Annotated in this window: 1 protein-coding gene; it reads left to right on the forward strand. The window is 62.1% G+C overall.

Going from position 1 to position 1,408, the window contains the following annotated elements:
• Positions 1–85 precede the first annotated feature (85 nt).
• Positions 86–1,126, forward strand: a complete 1,041-nt coding sequence (locus tag IVA96_RS32855) for an IS110 family transposase (protein WP_247279020.1) — start codon at positions 86–88, stop codon at positions 1,124–1,126.
• Positions 1,127–1,408: the final 282 nt, after the last annotated feature.

Below are 1,408 nucleotides of genomic sequence, written 5' to 3' on the forward strand. Positions count from 1 at the left end.
TGATGTGGTGGAACGGCCCGCTCCAACAGCATCAAAGTGCTAGAACGTGGTCGTTGTTCGAACGCCACAAAGGAAGGACCGTTCCGTGAAACAGGTTAGCACCATCGGGTTAGATTTGGCCAAGAACGTTTTCCAGGTTCACGGCGCGGATGCGGAGGGCTCGCCCGTGTTCAACAGGAAATTGCGGCGCAGCGAGGTTCTGCGCTTCTTCGAAAAACTGCCACCATGCCTGGTGGGGATGGAAGCCTGCGGTAGCGCCCACTATTGGGCGCGCGAGATCGCAGCTCTCGGTCATGAGGTGCGGCTCATTCCGCCGGCTTATGTCAAACCCTTCGTAAAGCGAGGCAAAACGGATGCGGCGGACGCAGAGGCCATCAGCGAAGCGGTGACCCGAAAGACCATGCGCTTCGTACCGATTAAGACGGCTGAGCAACAGGCTGCCGCGATGGTGCTGAAGACCCGCGCTCTTCTGGTGCGGCAGCGAACGCAGGCGGTCAACGCGTTGCGCGCGCATCTGGCAGAATTGGGGATCATCGCCACCGCCGGCCTGGCAAAAGTTGAGACGCTGGTCGCAATCATACGGGATCAGACAGATGCTCGCCTGCCCGCAGCAGCGCGCTTCGCGCTGAAGGCTATTGCCGACGAGATTGAAGCGTCAGCCGACCAGATCGAGAGGCTCGAGCGCGCGATTGTCGTGGAGACAAAGCACGACGAGGACATGCGTCGGTTGACCACGATCCCTGGCGTCGGCGCCATCACGGCGGCGACCATCAAGGCGCTCGTGCCGGATCCCGGCGGGTTCAAGTCGGCTCGCCACTTTGCCGCCTGGCTGGGATTGACGCCGCGGCCTCATTCAAGCGGAGGCAAAGAGCGACTGGGAGGAATATCGAAGATGGGAAATCCGGAACTCCGCTCTCTCCTCGTTGTCGGGGCGACGGCCGTCTTGCGGGTTGTCCGAAACGACGCTCGGGCGCGGCCGTGGCTGAAGGCGCTTCTCGCCAGACGGCCCTTCAAGGTTGCCGCGGTCGCGCAGGCCAACAAGACGGCGCGGATCATCTGGGCGCTTCTGAACAAGGGTGGGACGTACCGACGTCCCGACCCGCTGACTGCCGCGGCCGCCGTCTGATGGACGCAGTGACCGCCAAAGCGATCTGACCGGCGCAGGCCGGCAGAGGCAAGGTGCAACAACAGCCGATGAACCCATGGGACGACATCCCGAAACGAGTGAAGCTACTGCCCCCAATGCGCTCAAACGCGTAAACTTGATTTAGCTCCTCGTTCCGCGGATCTCATCGAGGCCAGCGGCCATGTGCCGCGCGCAAAGGCCGGACATATGACCGCACCGTTCCAATGTGTGAGATCGACTGCAAAAGCTCTTGCCACGCGGGCCGTTCCACATATGGGGGCA

Source organism: Bradyrhizobium sp. 159, from assembly GCF_023073795.1.
Lineage (GTDB): Bacteria > Pseudomonadota > Alphaproteobacteria > Rhizobiales > Xanthobacteraceae > Bradyrhizobium.